13 protein-coding genes are annotated in these 20604 nt (G+C 59.5%); 8 read left to right on the top strand and 5 right to left on the bottom strand.

Annotated features, from left to right (window positions below):
* Positions 1–7: 7 nt before the first annotated feature.
* From AB4P97_RS17790 to AB4P97_RS17775, 4 genes are all read left to right on the top strand, one after another.
* Positions 8–892 carry a DUF3363 domain-containing protein gene (locus AB4P97_RS17790; protein ID WP_001447541.1) on the top strand — a complete coding sequence of 295 codons (885 nt, stop codon included), beginning with the start codon at positions 8–10 and terminating at the stop codon, positions 890–892.
* A 216-nt stretch (positions 893–1108) separates the two neighbouring features.
* A complete protein-coding gene (floR, locus tag AB4P97_RS17785) occupies positions 1109–2323 on the top strand; it encodes a chloramphenicol/florfenicol efflux MFS transporter FloR (protein WP_066679304.1) in 1215 nt (404 codons plus the stop codon).
* A gap of 27 nt (positions 2324–2350) precedes the next feature.
* Positions 2351–2656: a LysR family transcriptional regulator gene (locus AB4P97_RS17780; RefSeq protein ID WP_001255015.1), complete on the top strand. Its 306-nt coding sequence runs from the start codon at positions 2351–2353 to the stop codon at positions 2654–2656.
* Between the two features lie 111 nt (positions 2657–2767).
* On the top strand, positions 2768–4261 hold the full coding sequence (locus AB4P97_RS17775; RefSeq protein WP_001120888.1) for an IS91-like element ISVsa3 family transposase: 1494 nt from the start codon (positions 2768–2770) through the stop codon (positions 4259–4261).
* 175 nt (positions 4262–4436) lie between these two features.
* Here the strand turns inward: AB4P97_RS17775 and AB4P97_RS17770 are convergent, their stop codons facing one another.
* From AB4P97_RS17770 to treR, 5 genes are all read right to left on the bottom strand, one after another.
* On the bottom strand, positions 4437–4739 hold the full coding sequence (locus AB4P97_RS17770; RefSeq protein ID WP_000251875.1) for a phosphoglucosamine mutase: 303 nt from the start codon (positions 4737–4739) through the stop codon (positions 4437–4439).
* 86 nt (positions 4740–4825) lie between these two features.
* On the bottom strand, positions 4826–5641 hold the full coding sequence (gene sul2, locus AB4P97_RS17765; protein WP_001043260.1) for a sulfonamide-resistant dihydropteroate synthase Sul2: 816 nt from the start codon (positions 5639–5641) through the stop codon (positions 4826–4828).
* A gap of 393 nt (positions 5642–6034) precedes the next feature.
* The gene (locus AB4P97_RS17760; protein WP_042560908.1) at positions 6035–9154 is read right to left on the bottom strand and encodes a membrane-targeted effector domain-containing toxin; all 3120 of its coding nucleotides are present in this window, start codon (positions 9152–9154) and stop codon (positions 6035–6037) included.
* Positions 9155–9317: 163 nt separating this feature from the next.
* The gene (locus AB4P97_RS17755; protein WP_395601424.1) at positions 9318–12413 is read right to left on the bottom strand and encodes a membrane-targeted effector domain-containing toxin; all 3096 of its coding nucleotides are present in this window, start codon (positions 12411–12413) and stop codon (positions 9318–9320) included.
* A 102-nt stretch (positions 12414–12515) separates the two neighbouring features.
* Positions 12516–13220 carry a trehalose operon repressor gene (treR, locus tag AB4P97_RS17750; protein WP_042560906.1) on the bottom strand — a complete coding sequence of 235 codons (705 nt, stop codon included), beginning with the start codon at positions 13218–13220 and terminating at the stop codon, positions 12516–12518.
* Between the two features lie 236 nt (positions 13221–13456).
* Between treR and treP the strand changes: the two genes are divergently transcribed.
* The 4 genes from treP (at position 13457) to ptsP (ending at position 20604) form a co-directional block, all read left to right on the top strand.
* Positions 13457–14899, top strand: coding sequence for a PTS system trehalose-specific EIIBC component (gene treP / locus AB4P97_RS17745; RefSeq protein ID WP_115147752.1), 1443 nt, complete (start codon positions 13457–13459; stop codon positions 14897–14899).
* Between the two features lie 129 nt (positions 14900–15028).
* On the top strand, positions 15029–16675 hold the full coding sequence (gene treC / locus AB4P97_RS17740) for an alpha,alpha-phosphotrehalase (RefSeq protein WP_042560904.1): 1647 nt from the start codon (positions 15029–15031) through the stop codon (positions 16673–16675).
* Between the two features lie 105 nt (positions 16676–16780).
* Complete coding sequence (locus AB4P97_RS17735; RefSeq protein WP_395601423.1) at positions 16781–18004, top strand: maltoporin; 1224 nt, start codon at positions 16781–16783, stop codon at positions 18002–18004.
* A gap of 62 nt (positions 18005–18066) precedes the next feature.
* Entirely contained in the window at positions 18067–20604 is a 2538-nt protein-coding gene (gene ptsP, locus AB4P97_RS17730) for a phosphoenolpyruvate--protein phosphotransferase (protein ID WP_395601422.1), read from the top strand.

Below are 20604 nucleotides of genomic sequence, written 5' to 3'. Positions count from 1 at the left end.
AATCAAAATGCTGCGTTCACAGCGCCGCGGCAGGGATCCGCCGTGCTGGTTGTCGGAAAAGGAGCCGCTAGTGGGAAAGAGGAGGGTAAATTTTCAGCGTTGCTGGCTCCCCGTCAGCCGGATTGGGTTGCATCGCAGGGGTGTCGAAAGAGTCAACTGCGGTCCAAAGCTGTTGGACTTGGGTGAAAAGGGCGTTTATTCTTCCTATACGTGCCGCGTTCCAGGCGGCGACTATGAGGGCTATGTCGATGCCCATGTGCGCCGGCTGGAGGCGCTACGCCGGGCCGGTATCGTCGAGCGGATCGACGCCGACCAATGGCGCATCCCCGATGATCTGGTCAGCCGTGCCGCCGCCCATGACGCCGGCCGAGACAGTCAGGCCAGCGTTCGCGTCCTTTCCCCGGTCGATCTGAACAAACAGATCGGATCGGACGGCGCGACCTGGCTGGACCGGCGGCTGATCCACGGCGAGACGGCCGACCTTGCGCCAACCGGCTTCGGGCAACAAGTCCGCGAAGCCATGGACCAGCGCCGCGAGCACCATATCGAACAGGGCGACGCCACCCGCAGCCGGGACAGCCGCGTCTTCTACCGGCGCAACCTTCTCGCCATCCTGCGGGAGCGCGAGGTAGCCGGCGTCGGATCGGATATGGCTTTGAGTAAGGGCCTGCCGTTCCGCGCCGCCACGGACGGCGAGAGCGTCAGCGGCAAGTTTACCGGAACCGTGCATCTATCGAGCGGCAAGTTCGCCGTGGTCGAGAAATCCCATGAGTTCACCCTTGTCCCGTGGCGGCCGATCATCGACCGCCAACTCGGCCGCGAGGTTATGGGCATCGTGCAGGGCGGGTCGGTGTCGTGGCAGTTAGGGCGGCAGAGGGGGCTGGAACGCTGAGTGCGCCCATGCCGCATTGCGAAGCAAAAGATAATCGGATAAAATGTAGCAATTCATATTCGTAAGCGTGGAGTAATCAGATGGGAAATTCCAAGTCAGCAGACAAGTAAGCCGCAACAACCAGTATTGTTGTTGCGGCGCTCTGTAAGGCTAGTCTCATCTGATTGCTGACGAGCAGACGTCGCCCGGTATTCCTTAATCGAGGGTTGATTCGTCATGACCACCACACGCCCCGCGTGGGCCTATACGCTGCCGGCAGCACTGCTGCTGATGGCTCCTTTCGACATCCTCGCTTCACTGGCGATGGATATTTATCTCCCTGTCGTTCCAGCGATGCCCGGCATCCTGAACACGACGCCCGCTATGATCCAACTCACGTTGAGCCTCTATATGGTGATGCTCGGCGTGGGCCAGGTGATTTTTGGTCCGCTCTCAGACAGAATCGGGCGACGGCCAATTCTACTTGCGGGCGCAACGGCTTTCGTCATTGCGTCTCTGGGAGCAGCTTGGTCTTCAACTGCACCGGCCTTTGTCGCTTTCCGTCTACTTCAAGCAGTGGGCGCGTCGGCCATGCTGGTGGCGACGTTCGCGACGGTTCGCGACGTTTATGCCAACCGTCCTGAGGGTGTCGTCATCTACGGCCTTTTCAGTTCGATGCTGGCGTTCGTGCCTGCGCTCGGCCCTATCGCCGGAGCATTGATCGGCGAGTTCTTGGGATGGCAGGCGATATTCATTACTTTGGCTATACTGGCGATGCTCGCACTCCTAAATGCGGGTTTCAGGTGGCACGAAACCCGCCCTCTGGATCAAGTCAAGACGCGCCGATCTGTCTTGCCGATCTTCGCGAGTCCGGCTTTTTGGGTTTACACTGTCGGCTTTAGCGCCGGTATGGGCACCTTCTTCGTCTTCTTCTCGACGGCTCCCCGTGTGCTCATAGGCCAAGCGGAATATTCCGAGATCGGATTCAGCTTTGCCTTCGCCACTGTCGGGCTTGTAATGATCGTGACAACCCGTTTCGCGAAGTCCTTTGTCGCCAGATGGGGCATCGCAGGATGCGTGGCGCGTGGGATGGCGTTGCTTGTTTGCGGAGCGGTCCTGTTGGGGATCGGCGAACTTTACGGCTCGCCGTCATTCCTCACCTTCATCCTACCGATGTGGGTTGTCGCGGTCGGTATTGTCTTCACGGTGTCCGTTACCGCGAACGGCGCTTTGGCAGAGTTCGACGACATCGCGGGATCAGCGGTCGCGTTCTACTTCTGCGTTCAAAGCCTGATAGTCAGCATTGTCGGGACATTGGCGGTGGCACTTTTAAACGGTGACACAGCGTGGCCCGTGATCTGTTACGCCACGGCGATGGCGGTACTGGTTTCGTTGGGGCTGGTGCTCCTTCGGCTCCGTGGGGCTGCCACCGAGAAGTCGCCAGTCGTCTAACCGACGACTGGTAGCAGGCCCGCTCCGATGCGGCGCACTAACCATCGAAACCTCGTGAATGTCGGTATCCTGTCTGGCAGGATACCGCTCATTTCCCTTGTTCAGTTCATCGCCGTCGCCGAGCATCTGAATTTTCGGCATGCGGCCAAGGCACTTGGTATCAGCCAGTCGAGCGTCAGCGCGCGTGTGAAAGCGCTGGAGGATAACCTTGGTGTCCTGCTATTTGAGCGCCATGCGCGGGGCGTTCGGCTAACAGACGCAGGCAGGCACTTCATGGAGCGTGTCACGGCGGGTGTCGATCAACTCGATCACGCAGTGAAGACCGCGGAGTGACGGGCACTGGCTGGCAATGTCTAGCAACGGCAGGCATTTCGGCTGAGGGTAAAAGAACTTTCCGCTAAGCGATAGACTGTATGTAAACACAGTATTGCAAGGACGCGGAACATGCCTCATGTGGCGGCCAGGACGGCCAGCCGGGATCGGGATACTGGTCGTTACCAGAGCCACCGACCCGAGCAAACCCTTCTCTATCAGATCGTTGACGAGTATTACCCGGCATTCGCTGCGCTTATGGCAGAGCAGGGAAAGGAATTGCCGGGCTATGTGCAACGGGAATTTGAAGAATTTCTCCAATGCGGGCGGCTGGAGCATGGCTTTCTACGGGTTCGCTGCGAGTCTTGCCACGCCGAGCACCTGGTCGCTTTCAGCTGTAAGCGTCGCGGTTTCTGCCCGAGCTGTGGGGCGCGGCGGATGGCCGAAAGTGCCGCCTTGCTGGTTGATGAAGTACTGCCTGAACAACCCATGCGTCAGTGGGTGTTGAGCTTCCCGTTTCAGCTGCGTTTCCTGTTTGCCAGCCGGCCCGAGATCATGGGGTGGGTGCTGGGCATCGTTTACCGCGTCATTGCCACGCACCTGGTCAAGAAAGCGGGCCATACCCACCAAGTGGCCAAGACGGGCGCGGTCACCCTGATCCAGCGTTTTGGATCGGCGCTCAATCTGAATGTTCACTTCCACATGCTGTTTCTCGACGGTGTGTATGTCGAGCAATCCCACGGCTCAGCGCGTTTCCGCTGGGTCAAGGCGCCGACCAGCCCAGAGCTCACCCAGCTGACGCACACCATCGCCCACCGGGTGGGTCGCTATCTGGAACGGCAAGGCCTGCTGGAACGGGATGTCGAAAACAGCTATCTGGCCTCGGATGCGGTGGATGACGACCCGATGACACCCCTGCTGGGGCACTCGATCACTTACCGTATCGCTGTCGGTTCACAGGCGGGGCGAAAGGTGTTCACTTTGCAAACTCTGCCGACCAGTGGTGATCCGTTCGGTGACGGGATTGGCAAGGTAGCCGGGTCCAGCCTGCACGCCGGCGTGGCGGCCAGGGCCGATGAACGCAAGAAGCTCGAACGGCTGTGCCGGTACATCAGCCGCCCGGCGGTATCCGAGAAGCGGCTGTCGTTAACACGAGGCGGCAACGTGCGCTACCAGCTCAAGACGCCGTACCGGGACGGCACCACGCACGTCATTTTCGAACCATTGGATTTCATTGCAAGGCTGGCCGCCCTGGTACCGAAGCCCAGAGTCAACCTAACCCGCTTCCACGGGGTGTTCGCACCCAACAGTCGGCACCGGGCGTTGGTCACGCCGGCAAAACGGGGCAGGGGCAACAAGGTCAGGGTGGCTGATGAACCGGCAACACCAGCACAACGGCGAGCGTCGATGACATGGGCGCAACGGCTCAAGCGTGTTTTCAATATCGACATCGAGACCTGCAGCGGCTGCGGCGGCGCCATGAAAGTCATCGCCTGCATTGAAGACCCTATAGTGATCAAGCAGATCCTTGATCACCTGAAGCACAAAGCCGAAACCAGCGGGACCAGGGCGTTACCCGAAAGCCGGGCGCCACCGGCTGAGCTGCTCCTGGGTCTGTTTGACTGACGAGCCTGAAGGCCAACGATACCAATCAAAATGCTGCGTTCACAGCGCCGCGGCAGGGATCCGCCGTGCTGGTTGTCGGAAAAGGAGCCGCTAGTGGGAAAGAGGAGGGTAAATTTTCAGCGTTGCTGGCTCCCCGTCAGCCGGATTGGGTTGCATCGCAGGGGTGTCGAAAGAGTCAACTGCGGTCCAAAGCTGTTGGACTTGGGTGAAAAGGGCGTTTATTCTTCCTATACGTTGTCGGCAGCGGGCCAAAAAGGAATACGTCCATGCCCATCGAGGTGAAACCGGCTGTGAGCGCGGGTTCAAGCATATAGCCCGACAGGCGCGTATCCTTGCCGATCACGACACGATGGCGGTGGTCACCGCGACGAAAGACACGGCCAGCCGCCATGCCGACGCGCAAGGCGGTTTCCGCCGTCATCGCGCCTTCGTTGGCTTTGCCACGAATACCGTCTGTGCCGAAATATTTGCGCACCATAAGGTCGATTATCCTGTCGTCGGGTCGCCCTCAAAGGGGACATGCCTGCTGAACCGCGAATATAGAGAAATATCCCGAATGTGCAGTTAACGAATTCTTGCGGTTTCTTTCAGCGCCGCCAATACCGCCAGCCCGTCGCGCAAGGGGCGCGGCTCGTGTGTGCGGATGAAGTCAGCTCCACCTGCGGCGGCGGCAAGCTCTGCAGCGAGTGTCGCGGCCCCGACATCCCCCGGACCACGGCCTGTGAGCGCGCGCAGAAAGGATTTGCGCGAAACAGACAGAAGCACCGGCAAATCGAAGCGCAGCCGCAATTCATCGAACCGCGCCAGCACCGAGAGCGAGGTTTCGGGAGCAGCCCCCAGAAAAAACCCCATGCCGGGATCAAGGACAAGGCGGTTGCGTTTGATACCGGCACCCGTCAGCGCCGCGATGCGCGCGTCAAAGAACGCCGCAATGTGATCCATGATGTCGCCAGCGGGTGCCTCGCGCCGATCTGCCTGCCCGTCTTGCACCGAATGCATAACGACGAGTTTGGCAGATGATTTCGCCAATTGCGGATAGAACGCAGCGTCTGGAAAACCGCGAATATCATTGAGATAGGCCACACCACGCGACAAGGCATAGGCTTGCGTCGCGGGTTGATAACTGTCGAGCGAGACGGGAATGCCATCTGCCTTGAGCGCGTCCAGCACCGGCGCGATACGCGCGATTTCTGTGTCGGACGAAACAGGCGCGGCGTCGGGATTGCTGGATGCCGGACCGAGGTCGATCACATCTGCCCCCTCGGCCATCAGCTTACGCGCCTGCGCAATGGCTGCGTCTGGCGCCAGATACCGGCCTCCATCGGAGAAACTGTCCGAGGTTATGTTGACGATGCCGAAAATGATGAGCGATTTATTCATGGGGGCTTCTATAATAATAATAATCGAGCATGAGTCTCATACGGATGCTCGGGTCGAAAGGGAATCCCCAGGCGAGTAACCTGTTTGCGGTGATCCATTAGCTGCAGGAGCAGAAGAGCATACATCTGGAAGCAAAGCCAGGAAAGCGGCCTATGGAGCTGTGCGGCAGCGCTCAGTAGGCAATTTTTCAAAATATTGTTAAGCCTTTTCTGAGCATGGTATTTTTCATGGTATTACCAATTAGCAGGAAAATAAGCCATTGAATATAAAAGATAAAAATGTCTTGTTTACAATAGAGTGGGAATGATCCCGCTGCACTTGAATGCCTGCATCAAGTGACTGAAAACCCCTGGCCTCGGCCGGGGGTTTTTCGTTTCAGGTGCGCGAAAACGTTCAGAGGGGCAGGCGGCTTTGCAGTTTCAGCCCTATTTCCGTCAGGCGCTGGGAGAGTGCGGCGACATCAGGAAACAATACGCCACTGATCCGCGGCATGGCCTGGACCCAGACATACACCTGGCCGTCCACTGTCTGATTCACCGGGGTTCGGACAAGGTTGCCCGAGCTATTGCGGCGTATGAGGGTGTAATTGTTCTGGGTTTTTTCCAGCAGGTACATGCCATTGCGGTGCAGCAGCCGATCCAGCGTTTCCTCGGTCCAGGTCACGGGGGGTGCTTCGATTTGCAGGCGCAGGTCGGCGTAGAGATAGTCGAACGAGTCGCGTGTGCTTGCGCCATTGTCGAAGGGGCCGCGAGCGACTTTGATGCCGGGGTCGATGTCCACGCCAACCTCCTCTGACGGCAAGGCCTCTTCTATCCGCAAACCGATGCCGCCCCGCAGTTCGCTGATGCCGGGCAGGTTCCTGAAGTTATTGGTGTTCTGGGCATCGATCAGTGCGATCCATTTGCCCGGACCGTTGAGCACATCATCCCCCCACATGATTTGCGACATCAGGCTGGTGTGCATCATTTGCTCTTCAATCGAGGTGAGGGACACGTTCATTTTGTAGCTGGCCGCGCAATCGATCCCTTGCACCCGGATGCCATTGACCTGGGCCGTCCTGACCAGCTCGAGCATGTTGAACCTCTCGTTCGGATCGGTCCCGAGGCTGGTCAGGTAAAGGCGTAAATCTTCGGACATCTGCCCGCTGGTGTAGAAGTTGTTCAGATCAACCTGAGCGAAATCGTTGAGCAGGCCACGTACATAGAGCGTCTTGGCATGTCGGGCAAGCGCGGGCATGTTTTCGATCATGAAGCGCATGCTGGTGATGCGATCGAGGGTTTCGCCAACGGCCAGGCCTTCGGCGTGTTCAAAAATGCCGTCAATCAGTTCGCCGGTTGGCATGGCGCGGGTGATTGCAGGCTGTTTCGGCCGTACCGGCAGGTTGTTCCAGTCCAGCTCGGCGTAAAACTCCTTGGCTTCACTCAGAAGCTGTGTGCGTCGGTGGCTGAAATGGGTGGCATACACGTGGTCGACCGTTCCATTGCCGGCGGCGCCGGCAGCTGCTTCGGCTGAATCGTCGGGCAGGTTCATTGCCCATTTTCTCAGGTTGAGCATGTCCGAACCGTACACGTCGTAGAGCGTACGCACGCGGCGCAGCGGGCGGGAAATCGTTGCGGGTGGCAGGACCAACGATTCGTCTGGCGTTGGTTCCAGTGAGGGGATCGACGAGCTCTTGCCGGGGCCACAGGTACCGAGGCATTGCCCGCCGCCTTTGAGACGCAGCGCCGGCATGCGCTTCCAGGTGCCGTCGGCACTCAAGCGAACCGGCAAGGAGTAGGCGAACTGGCTGGGCCGCTCCGGGTCGACGATTGCCCAGTTGCCACTGTCCTCGGAGGCGGTGAAGTAACGCACGTAGTACGGTTTGCCATCGAGGCTGATGGCATACGCCGGCTCCGAGTCGAGGCGGTAAATGCCCTGGAACTTCCCCGGTTCGGTTTCGGCGTGAAGGTGTTCAAGCACGGCATCACACTGATACCGGACAGGGATTTTCAGCGCCGAAGACGATGGCGGTGCAGCGGGGGCGAGCACCTCGGGAGTGGGCGAAGGGGTTGTGGCCTCATCCGACAGTCCGGTTGCCGTCTCACCCGCCTCGGCTTCGGCTACGGTCTGCGGCGCATCGAGCGCTGGCAGTAACGGCTCGTTCGCCGCGGTGAACTCGATCAACCCGGCCATTTCCTCGGCCTCGGCAAATTCAACCTGCGGGCCCACTTCCAGCAGCGCGCCGGAGCCGCTGAGGAACGGAACGTTGAGCAGCGCCTCGATACCGTCGAGCACCGCGCCCAGGGTGCCGACCCTGCGCTCGGCGGGAGTCCTGCCGTTGACTGCCAGGTCGATGTTCAGGCTCATGTTGGCGATCCCGGCGCCAATCACCGGTAGTGCCAACGGCCAACCCACGGCGGCCATCGGGCCGAAGACCTTCAGACCCGCGCTCAAGTAACCCATCCACAGTTTTTTGCGCAGATCGCTGTTGGAGGTCAGCGCCAGACGGGCCTCGGCAAACATGGCGTTGCGTGTCGAATCGGTTAGCCAGGTGAACGGGTCAGCGCTGATGGTGACACTGCTGCCATTGACCAGCCGATGATCGCTGCGTCCCCAAGTGCTCACCAGACGGTTCATCAGATCGGTCAGCTTTTCGTTCATCGCGTTGCGATCGGCCAGCGGGAACCGGTTTAGGAAGGCCTTGCGCTTGCCCTCGGTGTTCATCTGTTCGAGCACCCACCAATGCAGATCCGCGTCGTCCTCCATGACCCGCAAGGCTCGGGCTTCGCCGGGCAGATAGAGGATCTGCCGGCCACTGTCCTGCATCAGGCGCAGCGCATTGATGGCGACGTGTCCGTCAATTTCCAATGCACGTACTTCGCCGCTGGCCGCTTGGCTTGCCTGCAGCATTTGCAGGGTGACGGGCCAGGTGATGGGGCCAGTCACCGCGTCAATCACGCGTTGGAAATCTGTCCCGTCAAGGTGGCCTTGCTTGAGTGCCTGCACCGCCAGGGCGAGAAAATTGCACTTGGCCAAGGTGCGGAAGTCGTCCGCCGAGGCCTGCCAGAACGTCGTCAGCTCCCCGGTGTAGCGCGTGCTGAAATCGATGCTCCAGAATTCATTCAACACATCACTGCCCAGCAATCGCACTTCATTGCTCTGATCAAAGCTTTCGGCCTCCGGCCCGTCGGAGTAGAAACCGCAGTAGAGCGCCAGCAGGTCTGCGTTGTCCTGATCGGTGGCGCGAAAACGCTGGATCACCAGTTGCGTGAGGGTCAACGACTCGTACGGTTTTTCCTGCGGGTGTTCCCAGCCGGTGAAGGTCAGGGCGCTGCTCTGCGCGGTCCTGAATCGATGGAAGTAAATCCGGTCCGGATTGGCGCCCGACAGACCTTTATCGGCCAGTAACTGCGTGGCGACGGCTCGGGCTGCGTCCTCAAGGCCTGGACATACCAGCACGAGGGTTGTGGCGATTGCCTTGAGACTGGCCTTGTCTGCCGCGTTGGGCAGCTGGCGGCGTTCGGGTGCGTTCATGCACTTCTCCATCCATGGGGAAAACGAAGATCGAGCATGAACGATTGGTTGAGGGCGCAGGCACTAACTATGTATTGCCCATCGCCCATGGTGCGTGGAGGCTGGCGTGGAAATAGCAAAACCCCTGGCTCGCGTCAGGGGTTTTGTCTGTCTGGAGCAGGTGTCAGTCGGGCAGGCGACTTTGCAGCGACAGGCCCATTGCGGTCAGGCGTTGGGACAGTTCCTTGATGTTGGCGAAGCGGATGTCGTTGACCTTTGGCCAGCCAGGGCGGTGCAGGGAAACGCCGCCATCAGGCAGTTGCGTCACGGGTGTGCGCATCAGCATGCCTCGCTTGCTGCGGTGCAGCACGGTCCAGCTGTCGTCGTTCTTGATGAACATGAACATGCCGCGTCGATGCAGCAGGTTGTCCAGCGTGTCCTCATTCCAGTTCACCGGTTCTGCCGGCATTCTCAGGCGCAGGTCAGTGCGAATCACGTCATGATTGACCGACGCTCCGGCTTCAGCGGAAAACGCCTCGCGACGCACTTCCAGGCCCGGATCGACATCGACCACTGTGGGTTGGCCTATTGCCGCTTCTTCGATGCGCAAACCGATGCCGCCCTTGATTTCGGCGAGACCGTCCAGGCCTCTGAAGGTGTTGGTGTTCTGCGCGCCGGTCAGCACCATCCATTTTCGAGGACTGTTGATGTAGGTGTCGCCGGTCATGATGTCACTGGCCAGATACGTGCCGATCATTTGCTCGTCGTAGGGCGCGGCCGGCGAATTCATCTTGTAGCTCGCCGCGCAATCGATGCCCTGTACCCGCACGCCGTTTTCCCTGGCGACCCTGACCAGTTCCAGTGCATTGAAGCGTCCCGCCGGGTCGGTGCCCAGACTGGTCAGATAGGTGCGCAGGTCCGCCGACATGGCGCCGCTGGTGAAGTAGCGGTTCAGGTCCACCTGTGCGAAGTCACTGAGCACACCGCGCATATAAAGGGTTTTGGCATGGCGGGCGAGCGCCGGCATGTTTTCGATCATGAAGCGCATGCTGGTGATGCGGTCCAGGGTCTCGCCCACGACCAGCCCGGGCGCCGACTCAAAGATACGGTCGAGCAGTTCGGCTATGGATGTCTGCTCATCAAAGGCAATGGGCGGGCGCGGCGGCGACGTGATCCACGGCAGATCGTTGAAGAACTTTCTCGCGGCGACTTGCAGCGACTGCCGCTTGGCCAGCGCATGGCGCTCGAAGGGGTCCTCCATGCCGAAAGTGCCGTCGGCGGTGGGCGTCAGTTCGACATGGGTTTCGTTGAGGTTCAGCGCCCAGGCCTTGATCGAGCGGCGCACCGTCGGATCGATATCGTAAGCCGAGGGCACGATGCGCACCGCGCGCGGTATCGGCGACTGTGGTTCTGTCGGCGGTAGCGTTTCGGCCTCGGTGGATTCAGTCGACTCAAGGGTGTTGAGTTCGATAGGCGGCGTGCACTGTTTGCCCGCGCACTGGCCACCGCCCCGAAGACCCAGCGCCTGCATCCGCTCCCACTCGCCTTGGGGGTTCAGGCGCACCGGCAACGAATGCACGAACTGGTTGGGACGATCCGGATCGACAATCGCCCAGTAGCCGCCCTCGCTGGCATCGCCGAAAAAGCGCACGTAGTACGGCTTGTTGTTGAGCAGGATGGCGAACGGTGGATCACGATCAAGGCGAAAGATCCCTTGAAACTGTCCGGGCTCACTTTGCGCAGTCAGCCCTTCGAGCAGTTCGTTGCACACGTACCTCTGCGCAATCGGCGGCGGGGTCGCACGGTCAACCGGGCCCGGCCACGTTAACTCGGCGACCGGATTTAGCGTTTCGGCGTCCTCGGCCGCTTCGCTAGGCGCTTCAGGCGCAAGCGGATCCGCCGGCGTCTGGGCCGCAGTCGCTTCGCTGAACTCGGCCATCTGTTCGGCTTCTGCTGCGTCCACCTCAACGCCGACCTCCAGCGTTGAGCCTGAGTCTTTGAGAAACGCGACGTTGAATAGCGCGTCAATGCCACTGAGCACCGCACCGAGCACCCCGGCCTTGCGTTCACTGGCGCTTTTGCCATTGACCGCCTGATCGATATTCAGGCCCATGCTGGCAAGGCTGGCGCCAATCACCGGCAAGGCAATCGGCCAGCCGACCGCAGCCATGGGGCCGAATACCTTGAGGCCCGCGCTCAGGTAGCCGATCCAGAGTTTCTTGCTCAGTTCGCTGTTGGAGGTCAGGGACAGGCTGGCCTCGGCGAACATCGCGGCGCGGGTCGCTTCACCGAGCCAGCGCATCGCATCACCGCTGATCGCGCGATTGTGCTGGTTGATCAGGTGATGGTCGGCGCGGCCCCAGGTGCCGACCAACTGGTTCATCAACTCGGTGAGACCCTCGGTGATCTGCTGCCGATCCGCCAGTGCAAAGTGGCTCAGCAGCGCCTGTCGCCGGGTTGCCTCGTTCATCTGTTCGAGCACCCACCAGTGCATGTCCGCCGGGGTCTGCATGACCACAAAAGCCTGCGCTGCGCCCGGCAGATACAGGATCTGCCGGCCGTCGGTAGCCACGATGCGCAGCAGATTGATGGCGACATGCCCGGCGATATCGAACGCGCGCACATCACTGGTCGTAGTGTGGCTCGATTGCAACATGGCCAGTGTCACCGGCCAGGTAACGGGGCCGATGACCGCATCGACGATCCATTGGAAATCGCTGCCGCTCAGTTGCTCGAGCTCAAGTGCCTGCACCGCCTGACTGAGAAAGTTGCACTTGGCCAACGTGCGGAAATCTTGCGCGTGGGCGCTCCAGAAGCTGTTCAGCTTTTGCTGGTAGCGCGAGCTCAGATCAATGGTCCAGAAGTCGTTGAGCACTTCGTTGCCATGCAGGCGCACTTCATTGGTGTGGTCGAACGTCTCGGCCTGCGGCCCGTCCTTGTAGAAGCCGCCGTAGAGGTCCAGCAAGTCGGCATTGTCCTGATCGGTGGCGCGAAAGCGATGCACCACCAATTGGGTGAGGGTCAGCGATTCGTAGGGCTTTTCGCCGGTGTGCTCCCAGCCGGTAAACGACTGCGTGCTGCTTTGCGCCAGGTTGAAACGATGGAAATAAACCTGATCCGGGTCGATCTCGGTAAGGCCCTTGCGCACCAGCAACTCGCTGGCGACTTGATGGGCCTCGTCGTAAAGGCTGGGGCAAAGCTGCACGACGGTGGTGGCGATGGCCTTGAGTGACGCTTTGTCTGCCGCATTCGGCAGACGGCGCTGTGGGGACGATTTCATGTGCTCTCGATCCTTGAGAAATGAAGGTCGAGCATGGCCGAATCGCTACGGCGGCGTGCATTAGATACCTACCGCACAGGGTGTCTGCAAACGTGTCGAGGGTCAGCGCCGCGCCACGTCGGAGAAGTAGAACTTGTCCAGGGTGTGCCGGGATTCGGTGTATTCGAACTGGCGGCCGTCCTGAAGGAATGTCTGGTTGCTGACGACGATCACGTGGCTCTGGCCGTCGAGGTCCAGGTGCGACAGGTCATCCTTGCTGCACGGGCGGGCTTCGATGGTGCGCTGCGCGTAGGCGATCTGGAGCTGCAGGGTCTGTTCGATGTAGGCGTAGATTGATTGCTCGGCGATATCGAGGGACAGGCCGGGAATGACCTCGGTGACAAAATGGTTGATGTCGAGGATCACCCGTTTGCCATCAATGCGCCGCACCCGTTTGACCCGGGTAATCAGGCTGCCGGGCTGCGCATCGATGTGTTCGAGCAATGCGCCTTCGAGGGGAATCTGCGCCAGCTCGACCACTGCGGTACTGACGTCGTCGCCCAGGCGTGGGTAGGTCTCCTGAAAACTGACGATGCCACCGAGCTGAAATTCGATCGGGTTGGTCGACAGGACGAAGGTGCCCTTGCCATGGACTTTCTGCGCGAAACCGCGCTCCTGAAGTTGCTCGATGGCTTTGCGCACGGTGCCGCGGCTGGCCTGATAGCTGTCCATCAGCTCGGTTTCGGAGGGCAGGCGAGCGCCACGTTGCAGACGTTCAGTGGTGATACTCGCCAGCAGATCGCTGTAGATCTGGTTGTATTTGCTCATGAGAGGGGCTCGATGCCGGCTGTGCTCAAAGCTTCGAACCTTAAGGGCAGGGTAGGGCTTTGTCCATGTGGGGATTGGAAATCACCTTAGGCTGAGGTAGGAAAATTCTCTGCTGGTCTGGCAAAAATATACAAAAACAAACTCGTCTGTACGAGTTGTTGCAATAACTCGTACAGACGAGTACTTTTCGTTCCCACGTGCTGCCAATAACAACAATCCACAGCGGAAGAACTAGCATGAGCCATGACTATCCGAACATCGCCCGAGCGCTGCTGCAAAGCCTTGGCGGTCGCGAGAACATCGAACAGGCCGCGCACTGCGTCACGCGCCTGCGCCTGGCGTTGAAGAATCCAGCCTTGGTCAACAGCGCCACGCTCAACCAGATCGATCTGGTCAAAGGCTCGTTCTTCACCGGCGGTCTGTATCAGGTGGTGATCGGCCCGGGCGACGTGGAAAAGGTCTACGCCGAATTGCGCCGCCAGACCGGCCTCGCCGCGTCGACCATCGCCGACGTCAAACAGAAAAGCGCCGAGAAGATCAACGCCATGCAGCGTCTGGTGCGGGTATTTTCCGACGTGTTCATGCCGATCCTGCCCGCGCTGATCGTTGCCGGTTTGCTGATGGGTATCAACAACCTGATCGGCGCCAAAGGCATGTTTATCGAAGGTCAGACCCTGCTGGATGCCTACCCCAAACTCGAGGGACTGTGGAGCCTGATCAACCTCATGGCCAACACCGCGTTCGTGTTCTTGCCGGCATTGGTGGGATGGTCGGCGGCCAAGCGTTTTGGCGGCAGTGAGATTCTCGGCATCGTACTCGGCCTGATGCTGGTTCATCCGGATCTGCTCAACGCCTGGAACTATGGCAAGGCGGTGGCCGGTCTGGACGGTCAGCAGATGCCGTACTTCGACATCCTCGGATTGTTCCAGGTTGAGAAAGTCGGTTATCAGGGGCAGATCCTGCCGATACTGCTGGCCGCTTACGTGATGAGTGTCATCGAAAAATGGTTGCGGGCACGCGTGCCCAACGCAGTGCAATTGCTGGTGGTGCCCATCACCACGATTGTCGTCACGGGAGTTCTGGCGTTGGCGGTGATCGGGCCTGTAACCCGTCACATCGGTATCTACATCACCGAGGGCGTGGTCATGCTGTTCGACCTGGCGCCGATGGTCGGTGGGGCGATTTTCGGACTGCTCTATGCGCCTCTGGTGATCACCGGAATGCACCACATGTTCCTCGCAGTCGATCTGCAACTGATCTCGACCCAGGGCGGCACGTTCATCTGGCCGATGATCGTCATGTCCAACCTCGCTCAAGGCAGCGCGGCGTTGGCGGTGTTCTACATGACGCGCAATGCACGCGACAAAAGCATGGCCTCGACCTCAGCGATTTCCGCGTATTTCGGTATCACTGAACCCGCCATGTTCGGGGTCAATCTGCGTTACAAATTTCCGTTCTATGCCGCGCTGACCGGCTCGGCGCTGGGCTGCATCTTCCTGTCGATTAACAAGATTCAAGCCTCGGCCATCGGCGTCGGCGGCTTGCCCGGGTTTATCTCGATCATTCCGCAGTTCATTCCGATGTTCGTGATCGGCATGATCATCGCCATGGTTGTGCCGTTTGTTTTGACCTGTGCGCTGAGCATGAAGATTGTCCGCCCCGGCTATCGGGTTGCCTGATATCGACCCGCAGACTGCGATCTTTTGATGTTGTTTTTTGAAAAGCCAAAGTCAACAGATCGCAGCCTTCGGCAACTCCTACAGGGGGCACAGGGTTTGCCGGTTTTAAAATCAAGAGGGAAATGTGCCATGCAAGACTGGCAGCGTTCGGTTATCTACCAGATCTACCCGAAGAGTTTTCACAGCCATGCCGGCAACCCGACAGGTGATTTGCTCGGCGTTGTGGCCAAGCTCGATTACCTGCAATGGCTGGGTGTCGATTGCTTGTGGATCACGCCATTCCTGCGCTCGCCGCAACGTGACAACGGCTATGACATCAGCGACTACTACGCGATTGATCCCAGTTACGGCAGCATGGCCGACTGCGAGTTGCTGATCGCCGAGGCGGGCAAGCGCGGGATCAAGTTGATGCTCGACATTGTGGTCAACCACACCTCGATCGAACATGTATGGTTTCAGCAGGCGCGCAGCAGCCTCGATAATCCCTACCGCGACTTTTATATATGGCGCGATCAGCCGAACAATTGGCAGTCCAAGTTTGGCGGTTCGGCCTGGGAGTACGAGGCCCAGACCGGTCAGTACTATCTGCACCTGTTCGACCACACCCAGGCTGACCTGAATTGGGACAACCCCAAGGTACGCGCCGAAGTCTTCAAAATGATGCGCTTCTGGCGGGACAAGGGCGTGGGTGGTTTCCGGCTGGACGTGATCAATCTGATCTCCAAGCCTGCGGATTTTGCCGAGGACAACAGCGACGGCCGACGCTTTTACACCGACGGGCCGAACGTCCATGAGTACTTGCAGCAGATGCACCGTGAAGTCTTCGCCGGCCACGACCTGATCAACGTCGGGGAGATGTCATCCACCAGCCTCGAACACTGCATTCGTTATTCCAATCCGCAGTCGCAAGAGTTGTCGATGACCTTCAACTTTCATCATCTGAAAGTCGATTATCCAAACCTGGAAAAGTGGGTTCGCGCCGATTTCGATTTCCTCCAGCTCAAGCAGATTCTGTCCGACTGGCAGACCGGCATGCAGGCCGGTGGTGGCTGGAATGCGCTGTTCTGGTGTAACCACGATCAGCCTCGGGTGGTCTCGCGGTTCGGTCATGACGGCGAATATCGTGAGCTCTCGGCGAAAATGCTCGGTACGGCGCTGCACTTTTTGCAGGGCACGCCGTTTGTGTACCAGGGCGAAGAACTGGGCATGACCAATCCGGGTTTCGAGCGTATCGATCAGTACCGGGATGTCGAGACGCTGAACATCTTTCGGCTCAAGCGTGAAGCAGGCACCAGCGACATCGACAACATGGCGGCGATCATGCAGAAGTCCCGTGACAACGGGCGTACGCCGATGCACTGGAACGCGGAACCGAATGCCGGTTTCAGCCACGTCGAACCGTGGATCGGGTTACCGGCCAATGCCGCCCGGATCAACGTCGCCCAACAGCTTGATGATCCTGATTCGGTCCTTCATCACTACCGTCTTCTGATCGCGTTGCGGCGCACAGAGGCGCTGATTTCGCTGGGCATCTATCGACAGTTGTTGCCTGAACACAAGCAGGTCTGGGCTTATCTGAGAGAAGGCACCGGCGAGCGCCTGCTGATCGTAAACAACTTCTATGCCACACCGTGTGAAATCGAACTGCCAATAGAGATCGACGAGACGCTGAACCAGCGGTTGCTTGTCAGCAATTATCCGGACTGTCCGCCACGTAATCGACAGGTGAGTTTGCGCCCGTATGAATCGTTCGTCCTGCACCTGATTGATCCCTGATTCCTAACTAAAAAACAAGATTTCAAAAAGCACGCAGAGCACTGCGCGGGGGAGTTTTGCGCGCCGAATTCATGGAAACACACAATAAAAATAATGGGGTGGCTTATGAAAACAACAATTAATCGCAGCCTTGCAGTCGCAGGTTTATGCCTCGCTTTACCACAGACATCATCGGCGCTGGAGTTCGGTGGTTACTTGCGCAGTGGCGTTGGCAACGCGACCAAGGGCGGAAGCCAATCGTGTTTCCAGTTGCCGGGGGCGCAGACCAAATACCGCTTGGGCAACGAATGCGAGCAGTACGGCGAGCTTGAGTTGCGCCAGGATTTGTACACCCTCGACGATGGCTCGGTACTCAGCGTCGATGGCATGGTCTCGCTGTACAACCGCTACAACCAAAGCCTCACGTTCAATGAAGACAACGGCTCGGTGCGTCTGCCGCAGGCCTATGCACAGTGGTCGAACATGCCCGCGCTCAATGGCGGTTCGCTCTGGGCCGGTCGCCGTTACTACAAACGTAATGACATCCACATTTCCGATTTCTACTACTGGAACCAGAGCGCTACCGGTGGCGGGATCGAAGACGTGCTGATCGGCGATCTGAAATACAGCTACGCCTTTTCGCGCAAGGACAACCTCTATCAAAAGGACTACATCAACCGGCACGACTTCAACGTCGCCGGGTTCGCTACCAATCCCGGCGGCGAGCTTGAGTTTGGCTTGAGCTACATCGACAAACCCGACAGCCGCGATGCGCACCGGGGCTGGGCGATCACCACGCAGCATGTGCAGAAGGACTTTCTCGGTGGCAAAAACAAACTGGCCTTCCAGTACGGCGAAGGGCCCGGCACCGGGCTGGGCTATACCGGTAACGTCAAACTGGACGACAGCAGTAAAAGTTATCGGATTGTCGAGTTTTTCGACTGGCAACTGACGCCGCGTTTTGGCGGGCAAATCGAGGCGGTTTATCAAAAAGACATTCGCCCTGACGGTGCTGACCAGAACTGGCTGTCGCTGGGCGTGCGTCCGACCTATGCGCTTACCGAACAATTCAAACTGGTCACCGAACTGGGCCATGATCAAGTCGATGCACCGGGCGGCACGCGCAAATTGAGCAAGTTCACCGTTGCGCCGACATGGTCACCCAAGGGCCCGGAATTCTGGGCGCGCCCCGAGGTGCGTTTGTACTACACCTATGCCAGTTGGAACGAGGCAGCCAAACGCGCGGCCAACGAATTGGCCCAAGGGTCGGCGCTGTCCGATACCGGCGCTTTCGGTACCGCTCGCCACGGTGCGAACGTTGGATTGCAGGTCGAATACTGGTGGAAATAAGCGATGCTGGTGGGGCGGCGCGCTCCACGGGTACTTCCAAGAACAAAACCGCAGGTGACATCATGGCCACACCTCAACAATTGCAACTGCTGGCGCCTTTGTCCGGCGTGCTGATCCCAATGGATCAAGTGCCCGACCCGGTGTTTGCTAATCGCGTGATCGGCGACGGCCTGTGCATCGACCCGACTTCATCAGCCTTGTGCGCTCCGCTGGCCGGGGTGATCAGCAACGTGCAGGCAAGCGGTCATGCCGTGAGCATCACCGATGACCGTGGCGTTCAGGTGTTGCTGCACATCGGTCTGGATACGGTGAATCTTGGCGGTCAGGGCTTCACCCGCCTGGTTGAAGAAGGTCAGCGAGTGGCGGCTGGCGAAACGCTGATCAAGTTCGATGCCGATTACATCGCCCTGCACGCGCGCAGCCTGATGACCCTGATGCTGGTGGTCAGCGGTGAGCCATTTACCTGGACGGCCGCGCAGACGGGGCTGGTCGAAACGGGCCAACCTCTGCTGAGTCTCACCAGTGCGCATGCCATCCGTGAAGAACAGGTCGCGCCAACAGGCGAAGTGATTTTCTCAAATGTGCTGAAACTGCCCAATCCCAACGGTCTGCATGCGCGTCCGGCGGCGGTGTTCGCGCAAGCGGCGAAGGTTTTTTCGGCAAAGATTTATCTGCACAAACAGCAGGCCGAAGCCAACGCCAAGTCACTGGTGGCAATCATGGCGTTGCAGACCGCTTTGGATGACAGCGTGCAAGTGAGCGCCGTGGGCGAAGACGCGCAAGCAGCAATCAGCACACTCTCGCGGTTGCTCGCCGAAGGGTGCGGGGAATCGGTCACAACGTTGCCTGTGACGGAGCCTTGCGAGAGCGTCGAACCTGAGGTGCTGACGGTTCTGCGTGGAGTCTGTGCATCGCCCGGTTCGGCATTGGGCCAGGTCATGCAGATCACCGAGCCAAGCCTCGACATAAAAGAGTCCGGCGCCGGGGCGAAAACGGAACAGGAGGCGCTGACGAACGCGCTGATCGAGGCGCAAATGGCGTTGCAGCACTTGCGCGACACGGCGGGAGGCAGCGCTCAGGAGGAAATCTTCAAGGCTCATCAGGAACTGCTCGATGACCCGAGCCTGCTCGATCAGGCCCAAGCGTTGATTGCCGAGGGCAAAAGCGCAGCGTTTGCCTGGCGCACTGCAACCGAGTCGACCGCGACGCTGTTTCGGCAGTCGGCCAGTCCGTTGCTGGTTGAACGTGCGGCAGACCTGGCGGACGTCTGCTTGCGAGTCCTCAAGTTGATTCTCGGCCTGCACGACCCGGTCCTGACATTGCCGCACGGGACGATCCTGATCGCCAATCAACTGACGCCGTCACAGACGGCGGGGCTCGATGTGACAAAGGTGCTTGGCATCGTCACGGTCGGTGGTGGCGCCACCAGCCATGTCGCCATTCTTGCGCGGGCCTTTGCCCTGCCGGCGATTTGCGGGGTGCCGGCGCAGGTGCTGGCGTTGGCGAACGGCAGCACGGTGCTGCTCGATGCCGACAGGGGCGAACTGCAACTCAATCCCGACCCGCTCGCCATCGAGCAATTACAAGCCCGACGCGAGCTACAGCGTCTGCGCCATCAACACGACCACGCACAGGCGACGCTGGCCGCCTGCACCCGCGACGGGCATTACATCGAAGTCACAGCCAACGTCTCCTCCCTGAGTGAAACCGAGCAGGCGATGGGCCTGGGCGGTGCAGGCGTCGGGCTTTTGCGCTCGGAGTTTCTTTATCTGGATCGCAACCATGCGCCCACTTTCGACGAACAAGTGTCGACCTACAGCGCCATCGCCCAGGCCGTGGGGCCGTCGCACAATCTGGTGGTACGCACCCTCGATGTCGGCGGCGACAAGCCATTGGCCTACGTGCCGATGGACAGAGAAACCAACCCGTTCCTCGGACTGCGCGGGATTCGTCTGTGTCTGGAGCGCCCGCAACTGTTGCGCGAGCAATTTCGGGCGATCCTTGGCAGTGTCGGTCTGACGCGCCTGCACATCATGTTGCCGATGGTCACGCAAATCTCGGAGCTGCATCTGGCCCGGCAAATGCTGGAGGAGGAAGCGCAGGCACTGAACCTGGTCGAACGGCCGAAACTGGGGATCATGATCGAAGTGCCGGCGGCGGCACTGATGGCCGATGTGTTCGCGCCCTACGTGGATTTCTTCTCGATCGGCACCAACGATCTGACTCAATACACCCTGGCGATGGATCGCGATCATCCTCGCCTGGCCAGTCAGGCCGATAGTTTTCATCCCTCGGTGTTGCGCCTGATTGCCATGACCGTCAAAGGCGCGCACGCCCATGGCAAATGGGTCGGCGTCTGTGGCGCGATGGCCTCGGAACGTCTGGCCGTGCCGCTGTTGCTGGGGCTCGGCGTGGATGAGTTGTCGGTCAGCGTGCCGCAGATTCCGGCGATCAAAGCGGCAGTGCGGGAGGTGGATCTGCTCGACTGCAAGGCCATCGCCGAACAGGTACAGAGTCTGGAAAGCGCTGAGGAAGTACGCGAAGCACTGCGTCTGTATCACGAGGCAACGGTCGATATTTCACCGGTTCTGGAGAACTGA

The organism is Pseudomonas sp. A1230 (assembly GCF_044218825.1).
Classification (GTDB): Bacteria; Pseudomonadota; Gammaproteobacteria; order Pseudomonadales; family Pseudomonadaceae; genus Aquipseudomonas; species Aquipseudomonas iridis.
This window is presented reverse-complemented; position numbering and strand designations above follow the sequence as displayed.